This window comes from Rhodobacter capsulatus, assembly GCF_003254295.1.
Classification (GTDB): domain Bacteria; phylum Pseudomonadota; class Alphaproteobacteria; order Rhodobacterales; family Rhodobacteraceae; genus Rhodobacter; species Rhodobacter capsulatus.
In genome coordinates this window covers 156,314-165,217 of sequence record NZ_QKZO01000009.1, presented here as the reverse complement: position 1 = coordinate 165,217, position 8,904 = coordinate 156,314, and the positions used below count along the sequence as shown (strand labels likewise).

The window sequence follows — 8,904 nt, the reverse complement described above, 5'->3', positions numbered from 1 at the left end:
CCTTGTTCATGTAGACGACCATGTAGGGGATGCCCACCTGACGGCCGAGCAGGATGTGCTCGCGCGTTTGCGGCATCGGGCCGTCCGACGAGGCGACAACGAGGATCGCGCCGTCCATCTGCGCCGCGCCGGTGATCATGTTCTTCACATAGTCGGCGTGGCCGGGGCAGTCCACGTGCGCATAGTGACGCGCCGCGGTTTCGTATTCCACGTGCGCCGTCGAGATCGTGATCCCGCGCGCGCGCTCTTCCGGCGCACCGTCGATCTGGTCATAGGCGCGGAATTCGCCGTAGTACTTCGTGATCGCCGCCGTCAGCGTCGTCTTGCCGTGGTCCACGTGGCCGATCGTGCCGATGTTCACGTGCGGCTTGTTCCGTTCAAACTTTGCCTTTGCCATAATGGCCTCCTGGTTCGTTGATCCTGCGCGAGAGAGGGCCCGGGCGTCCCGGGCCCGGTCGCATCAGGCGTGTTTTTTCTGGATCTCGGCCGAGATGTTGTCCGGCACGGTGTCGTAATGGTCGAACTCCATCGAGAACACGGCGCGGCCCGAGGACATCGAGCGCAGCGTATTGATGTAGCCGAACATGTTCGCCAGCGGGACCATCGCGTTGATCACGTTCGCGTTGCCGCGGCTGTCCTGGCCGTTGATCATGCCCCGACGCGAGGTCAGGTCGCCGATGACGCCGCCGGTGTATTCTTCCGGCGTCACGACTTCGACTTTCATGATCGGCTCGAGCAGCTTCGCACCGGCCTTTTTCAGGCCTTCGCGCATCGCGGCGCGCGAGGCGATTTCGAACGCCAGAACCGAGGAGTCGACGTCGTGGAAGGCACCGTCGATCAGCGCCACCTTGAAGTCGATCACCGGGAAGCCCGCCAGCGGACCCGAGTCCATCACCGACTTGATGCCCTTTTCGACGCCGGGGATGTATTCCTTCGGCACCGCACCACCGACGATCTTCGATTCGAACGAATAGCCTTCGCCCGGCTCGGTCGGCGAGATCACCAGCTTCACGCGCGCGAACTGGCCGGTACCACCGGTCTGTTTCTTGTGCGTGTAGTCGATTTCATGCTCGCGCGAGATCGTCTCGCGATAGGCCACCTGCGGCGCACCGATATTCGCCTCGACCTTGAACTCGCGACGCATGCGGTCGACGAGGATGTCGAGGTGAAGCTCGCCCATGCCCTTCATGATCGTCTGCCCCGATTCGACATCGGTCTCGACGCGGAAGGACGGGTCTTCGGCAGCCAGACGGGCCAGCGCGATGCCCATCTTTTCCTGGTCGGCCTTGGTCTTCGGTTCCACCGCGATCTCGATCACCGGGACCGGGAAGGTCATGGTTTCCAGAACGACCGGCGCCGAGGGATCGTAAAGCGTGTCCCCGGTGGTGGTCTCTTTCAGACCGCCAAGCGCGATGATGTCGCCCGCGAACGCTTCGGTGATTTCCTCGCGGTCGATGGCATGCATCATCATCATGCGGCCAACGCGCTCGCGGCGCTGCTTGGTCGCGTTCATCATCGCATCGCCCTTGGCCAGCTTGCCCGAATAGATCCGGGTGAAGGTCAGCGAGCCCACGAAGGGGTCGTTCATGATCTTGAACGCCAGACCCGAGAAGGGCTGCTCGTCATCGGCCGAACGGGCGATGTTGCGCGTTTCGGTCTCGTCGCCCGGCGCGAAGCCCATGTAGGGCGGCACATCGAGGGGCGAGGGCAGATAGTCGACCACGGCGTTCAGAAGCGGCTGCACGCCCTTGTTCTTGAACGACGACCCCGCCAGAACCGGGATGAAGTCGATGGCCAGCGTGCCCTTGCGGATCAGCTTGCGCAGCGTTTCCTCGTCGGGCTCGTTGCCCTCGAGGTAAGCTTCCATCGCGTCATCGTCCTGACCGACGGCGGTTTCCAGAAGGTTCAGACGCCATTCGTCGGCTTCGTCCTTCAGTTCCGCACGGATCGGCTGACGCTTCCACGACGCGCCCAGATCTTCGCCCTCGTAGACCCATTCTTCCATGGTCACGAGATCGATGATGCCTTCAAGCTTGTCTTCCGCGCCGATCGGCAGGACGATCGGCATGGCGTTGGCGCCGGTCCGGTCCTTGATCATGCGGACGCATTTGAAGAAGTCGGCGCCGGTCTTGTCCATCTTGTTGACGAACACGATCCGCGGAACCTTGTAGCGGTCAGCCTGACGCCACACGGTTTCGGTCTGCGGTTCCACGCCGGCGTTGCCGTCGAGCAGAACCACGGCCCCGTCAAGCACCGCGAGCGAACGTTCGACTTCGATGGTGAAGTCGACGTGGCCGGGGGTGTCGATGATGTTGAAGCGGAACTTCGTCGACTTGTCGCCCACGCCGGACGAGGGATCGATCTGGCGGTTCCAGAACGTGGTGGTGGCCGCCGAGGTGATGGTGATCCCGCGTTCCTGTTCCTGTTCCATCCAGTCCATCGTCGCGGCCCCGTCATGGACCTCGCCGATCTTGTGCGACTTGCCGGTGTAGTAAAGGATGCGTTCCGACGTCGTGGTCTTGCCCGCGTCGATGTGGGCAATGATCCCGAAGTTGCGGTACCGCTCAAGCGGATATTCGCGTGCCATGATGACCCCTTACCAGCGGTAATGGCTGAACGCTTTGTTCGCGTCGGCCATCTTGTGGGTGTCTTCGCGTTTCTTCACCGCCGAGCCGCGCGAGTTCATGGCATCGAGCAGCTCGCCCGCGAGGCGCTCTTCCATGGTGTTCTCGTTGCGGTTCTTGGCGGCGTTGATCAGCCAGCGGATCGCCAGCGCCTCGCGGCGCGACGGACGCACTTCGACCGGGACCTGATAGGTGGCACCGCCGACGCGACGCGACCGCACCTCGACCGAGGGCTTCACGTTGTCGAGCGCCTCGTGGAACACTTCCACCGGTGCGCGCTTGGCGCGGCCTTCGACGCGCTCGAGCGCGTTGTAGACGATCCGTTCCGCGACCGACTTCTTGCCGTCGATCATCAGGTTGTTCATGAATTTGGTCAGCACGCGATCGCCATATTTGGCGTCGGGCAACACTTCGCGCTTTTCAGCTGCGTGACGACGAGACATCTGGTGATCTCCTTATTTCGGACGCTTGGCGCCGTATTTCGAACGACGCTGGCGACGGTCTTTGACGCCCTGGGTATCCAGCACACCGCGCAGGATGTGGTAACGGACACCCGGAAGGTCTTTCACCCGGCCGCCGCGGATGAGCACGACGGAGTGCTCTTGCAGGTTGTGCTTTTCGCCCGGGATGTAGGAGATGACCTCGAAGCCATTCGTCAGGCGGACCTTGGCCACCTTACGCATAGCGGAGTTCGGTTTCTTCGGCGTCGTGGTGTACACGCGCGTGCACACGCCCCGCTTTTGCGGGCACGACTGAAGGTGCTGCGACTTGCTGCGCTGCACCTTGGGCTGCCGCGGTTTGCGGATCAGCTGCTGGATCGTCGGCATTCGGTTCCCCGTTCTGCTGTCAATACTCGCACCCGGACCGGGGTGCGCCACTTCTCGACGACATTCCGCGCCCATCGCGAAACGCCAAATCCGTCCGGGCTGCCCGAAGGCTGCCGAACGGTTGATATCCAGAGGAGCGGGCTATGGGACCCGGACCATCACCACTGAAAATCGACTCCCGCGGGCAAATCTGTCCACAGGATGGCGGGGCTATAGGGGGTTGTGCCCCGCTTGTCAACCGCGCTGCCCCGGCGGTCGGCTCAGGTGCCGACCATCAGCCTCTCGATCCGGTCGAAATCGAAGCCGAATTTCTGCCGCAACAGCACCGCCGCCCGCTCCCTCTCGACCGGCTCCATCGAGCCCGAAAAATGCGGGTTCGACTTGTTGTCCCGGTGCAGGGTGCGCAGATAGACGATGTCCTGCTGATCCATCCAGGTGTTGTGCACCTGCCCCAGCGCGCGGTGGTTGTAGGCATAGATGTTGCCCGCGAAAGACACTGGCGCCAGAAGCGCGGTGCCGATCGAGAGCGGCGTGCGCTCGACCGCGCGCTGATAGCTCGTGCCCTGTTTCGAATAGGTCAGATAAAGCCCGCGATTGAAGGAAATGCCGATCGGCTCGTCCTTCTCGGGAATCGCATGGACCTTGGCCGCCAAGGCCCGCAGGGTCGCGATGAAATTGAGGTTCACCGCGTCGTCGTCATCCAGCCGGAAGCTGGTGCGATGGGTGAAGCCCGCATGTGACACTTCGGCGAAGGCCTCGCGGATGCCCTGATAATGGTTCATCGGCGGTTTCTCGACGATCTGCACGAAGGGCAGCCCGTCGAGCAGCTTGTCGAGCCGCTTGCGCCATTTCTTCGGAAAATCCTGTGCCAGCAGAAAGATGCAGGTGAAATCGGGATCGGTCTGCGCCTTCAGCACCGGCAGACAGATGCCCTCGAACAGGCGGAAGCGGCGTTCCAGCCGGGCTTCGTCGAACAGGAAGGCCTTCATCTCCGCGACGGTGTCGAAGCCGGGGTAGAAATCGCCGGTGGTGACAAAGGAAAAGCGGATCAACCCGACGATCTGGTTGCGAAATTCTGGCGACAAGACACTGGCTCCCGTTCTGATCGGGGCAGGATTTCCGCTTCGGTCCCACGGGTCAAGGCAAAAGAAAACCCCCGCGCAGCGGACTGCGCGGGGGCTTTGGTCGGCTCAGCCGATCAATCGCGGCTTTCCGGGGTCTCCACCGGGCCGAAATCGTCCTCGCCATAGGCGGTGTCGATCGGCGCCGCCAGAGCGGCGGCATCGATGGCCTCGGCGCGACGCGCCTCGATCACCTTACTGTCGCGCTCGGCCGCGATCTTGCGCACGCGGGTGGTGGCGCCACCCGTGCCCGCCGGGATCAGACGGCCGACGATGACGTTTTCCTTCAGCCCGACCAGCTTGTCGCGCTTGCCCTGCACCGAGGCTTCCGTCAGCACCCGCGTCGTTTCCTGGAACGAGGCCGCCGAGATGAACGACCGCGTCTGCAAGGACGCCTTGGTGATGCCCAGAAGCACCGGCTCGCCCGTCGCGGCACGGCCGCCGCGGGCTTCGACCTTGGCGTTCTCCTCGTCGAACTCCGACTTGTCGATGTTCTCGCCCTTGAGAAGCGTGGTGTCGCCACTGTCGAGGATCTCGATCTTCTGCAGCATCTGCCGCACGATCACCTCGATGTGCTTGTCGTTGATCTTCACGCCCTGCAGCCGGTAGACGTCCTGCACCTCGTCGATGAGGTAGTCGGCCAGGGCCTCGATCCCCATGATGCGCAGGATGTCATGCGGCGCCGGGTTGCCGTCCATGATGTAGTCCCCCTTCTGCACGAAGTCGCCTTCCTGCACCGGGATGTGCTTGCCTTTCGGCACCATGTATTCGACCGGCTCCAGCCCGTCTTGCGACGGCTCGATGGTGATGCGGCGCTTGTTCTTGTAGTCCTTGCCGAAGCGCACATAGCCATCCAGTTCGGCGATGATCGCGTGATCCTTGGGACGACGGGCTTCGAACAGTTCCGCCACGCGGGGAAGACCCCCGGTGATGTCCTTGGTCTTGGCGCCTTCGCGCGGGATCCGCGCCACCACGTCCCCGGCCTTCACGTCCTGCCCGTCCTCGATCGACAGAATCGCATCGACCGACATCGGATAGGTGACCGGGTTGCCCGCATCGTTGCGCACCGGCTCGCCATCGGCATTGACGATGATGATCTCCGGCTTCAGATCGTTGCCCTTCGGCGCCGAGCGCCAGTCGGTCACGATCTTCTGCGTCATGCCGGTGGCTTCGTCGGTCTCCTCGCGCACCGCAATGCCCGAGATCAGGTCGACGAATTTCGCCACACCGGCCTTTTCGGCGATGATCGGCAGGGTGTAGGGGTCCCATTCGAACAGTTTGGTGCCGCGTTTCACCGCGTCGCCATCCTTGACGAAGATCTTCGAGCCGTAAGACAGCTTGTGGCTCGCCCGTTCCTCGCCTTGCTCCGAGACGATCGCCAGCTGCATGTTGCGGCCCATGACGATCTGCTCGCCCGCGTCGTTGATCAGCAGGTTGGCGTTGCGGAACTCGATCTTGCCCTCTTGGCTGGCCTCAAGGAACGACTGTTGACCGCCCTGCGCGATGCCGCCGATGTGGAAGGTCCGCATCGTCAGCTGCGTGCCGGGTTCGCCGATCGACTGCGCCGCGATGATCCCCACCGCTTCGCCCTGGTTCACCAGCGTGCCGCGCGCCAGATCGCGACCGTAGCAGAGCGCGCAAACGCCCTCTTCGGCCTCGCAGGTCAGCGCCGAGCGGATGCGGATCGACTGGATCGCGTTTTGCTCGATCAGATCGGCCTTGCGCTCGTCGATCAGCTCGTTCTTGCGCACCAGCACCTCGTCGGTGCCCGGAACCAGAACGTCATCGGCGGCGACACGGCCCAGCACACGTTCCGACAGCGGCGCGACGACTTCACCATCGTTCACGGCCGCCGAAGCGGTGATCGCGCGTTCGGTGCCGCAATCATGCGAGCGCACGATGCAGTCCTGCGCCACGTCCACCAGACGACGGGTCAGATAGCCCGAGTTCGCCGTCTTCAGCGCGGTATCGGCCAGACCCTTCCGGGCGCCGTGGGTCGAGTTGAAGTATTCAAGAACGGTCAGACCTTCCTTGAAGTTCGAGATGATCGGCGTCTCGATGATCTCGCCCGAAGGCTTGGCCATCAGACCGCGCATCCCGCCCAGCTGCTTCATCTGTGCGGGCGAGCCCCGCGCCCCGGAGTGGGACATCATGTAGACCGAGTTCGGCTCTTTCTCGGCGCCCGCGTCATCGACGCGCACGGCGGAAATTTCCTTCATCATCTCGGCCGCGACGGCATCCGAGCATTTCGACCAGGCATCGACGACCTTGTTGTACTTCTCACCCTGGGTGATCAGACCGTCCATGTATTGCTGTTCGAATTCCTTGACCTGATCGCGCACGGCATCGACGATCTCCCACTTGCGTTCGGGGATCAGCATGTCGTCCTTGCCGAACGAGATGCCCGCCTTGAACGCTTCGCGGAAGCCCAGACCCATGATCTGGTCACAGAAGATCACCGATTCCTTCTGGCCGCAGTAGCGGTAGACGGTGTCGATGACGTTCTGCACGTCTTTCTTCCGCAGCGGGCGGTTCACCAGATCATAGGGGGCCTTGGCATTGAGCGGCAGCAGCGCGCCCAGACGCACCCGACCCGGCGTGGTGTCGTAGCGCTTCCAGACTTCGTTGCCCTCGTCGTCGATCTGCTTGATCCGGGCCTTCACCTTGGCGTGCAGGTGCACGACGCCCGAGGTCAGCGCATGTTCGACTTCCTCGACCGAGGCGAAGACCATGCCCTCGCCGACCATGCCCTTGCGCTCCATCGTGGTGTAGTAAAGCCCAAGGATCATGTCTTGCGACGGAACGATGATCGGCGCGCCGTTGGCGGGCGACAGAACGTTGTTCGTCGACATCATCAGCACGCGCGCCTCAAGCTGCGCTTCCAGCGACAGCGGCACGTGCACGGCCATCTGGTCGCCGTCGAAGTCGGCGTTGAAGGCCGAGCAGACGAGCGGGTGCAACTGGATCGCCTTGCCTTCGATCAGGATCGGCTCGAAGGCCTGGATGCCCAGACGGTGCAGCGTCGGCGCGCGGTTCAGCAGCACCGGGTGTTCGCGGATCACCTCGTCGAGGATGTCCCAGACCTCGGGACGTTCTTTCTCGACCAGTTTCTTCGCCTGTTTCACCGTGCTCGACAGGCCCTTGGCTTCAAGGCGCGAGTAGATGAAGGGCTTGAACAGCTCGAGCGCCATCTTTTTCGGCAGGCCGCATTGATGCAGCTTCAGTTCCGGCCCGGTCACGATGACCGACCGGCCCGAGAAGTCGACGCGCTTGCCGAGAAGGTTCTGACGGAACCGGCCCTGCTTGCCCTTGAGCATGTCCGAGAGCGACTTCAGCGGCCGCTTGTTGGTGCCGGTGATGACGCGGCCGCGACGGCCGTTGTCAAAGAGCGCATCGACCGCTTCCTGCAGCATCCGCTTTTCGTTGCGCACGATGATGTCGGGCGCGCGAAGTTCGATCAGCCGTTTCAGACGGTTGTTCCGGTTGATGACGCGACGGTAAAGGTCGTTCAGGTCCGAGGTCGCGAACCGGCCGCCATCGAGCGGCACCAGCGGGCGCAGTTCCGGCGGAATGACCGGCAGCACCGTCAGAATCATCCACTCGGGACGGTTCTTCGATTCAAGGAAGCTTTCGACGATCTTCAGCCGCTTGATGATCTTCTTCGGCTTGAGTTCCCCGGTGGCTTCCTTCAGCTCCTCGCGCAGCTGTTCCGCCGTGGCTTCCAGATCGATCGCCGAGAGCATCTCGCGGATCGCTTCCGCACCGATATTCGCGGTGAAGGCATCGGCGCCGAACTGGTCCTGCGCATCCAGATATTCGTCTTCGGTCAGAAGCTGACCATAGGACAGCTCGGTCAGACCGGGTTCGATCACGACGTAGTTTTCGAAGTAAAGGATGCGTTCCAGATCCCGCAGCGTCATGTCGAGCATCAGGCCGATGCGCGAGGGCAGCGATTTCAGGAACCAGATGTGGGCCACCGGCGAGGCCAGCTCGATATGGCCCATGCGCTCGCGGCGGACCTTTTGCAGCGTGACTTCAACGCCGCATTTCTCGCAGACGACGCCGCGATACTTCATCCGCTTGTACTTGCCGCAGAGGCACTCGTAGTCCTTGATCGGCCCGAAGATGCGGGCGCAGAACAGGCCGTCGCGCTCGGGCTTGAAGGTCCGGTAGTTGATCGTCTCGGGCTTCTTGATCTCGCCATAGGACCACGAGAGGATCCGTTCCGGCGAAGCGAGCGAGATCTTGATCTCGTCGAAGGCCTTCGGCTGCGCCAGCGGGTTGAACGGGTTGTTGTTGGTGATTTCCTGGTTCATCAGATCTTTCCTTGAT

Annotated in this window: 6 protein-coding genes; all 6 read right to left on the bottom strand. The window is 62.7% G+C overall.

Annotation, left to right across the window (positions count from 1 at the left end; translation table 11 throughout):
- The coding region (locus tag LY44_RS13985; protein WP_146707221.1) for a GTP-binding protein at positions 1-397 on the bottom strand (397 nt) is incomplete at its 3' end.
- A 63-nt stretch (positions 398-460) separates the two neighbouring features.
- A complete protein-coding gene (gene fusA, locus LY44_RS13980; RefSeq protein WP_111396037.1) occupies positions 461-2,587 on the bottom strand; it encodes an elongation factor G in 2,127 nt (708 codons plus the stop codon).
- A gap of 9 nt (positions 2,588-2,596) precedes the next feature.
- Complete coding sequence (gene rpsG / locus LY44_RS13975) at positions 2,597-3,067, bottom strand: 30S ribosomal protein S7 (protein ID WP_055209137.1); 471 nt, start codon at positions 3,065-3,067, stop codon at positions 2,597-2,599.
- A gap of 12 nt (positions 3,068-3,079) precedes the next feature.
- Complete coding sequence (gene rpsL / locus LY44_RS13970) at positions 3,080-3,451, bottom strand: 30S ribosomal protein S12 (RefSeq protein WP_010399029.1); 372 nt, start codon at positions 3,449-3,451, stop codon at positions 3,080-3,082.
- Positions 3,452-3,711: 260 nt separating this feature from the next.
- Positions 3,712-4,536, bottom strand: a complete 825-nt coding sequence (locus LY44_RS13965) for a glycosyltransferase (RefSeq protein WP_055209136.1) — start codon at positions 4,534-4,536, stop codon at positions 3,712-3,714.
- Between the two features lie 113 nt (positions 4,537-4,649).
- Positions 4,650-8,888: a DNA-directed RNA polymerase subunit beta' gene (rpoC, locus tag LY44_RS13960; protein ID WP_055209135.1), complete on the bottom strand. Its 4,239-nt coding sequence runs from the start codon at positions 8,886-8,888 to the stop codon at positions 4,650-4,652.
- Between the last annotated feature and the right edge of the window lie 16 nt (positions 8,889-8,904).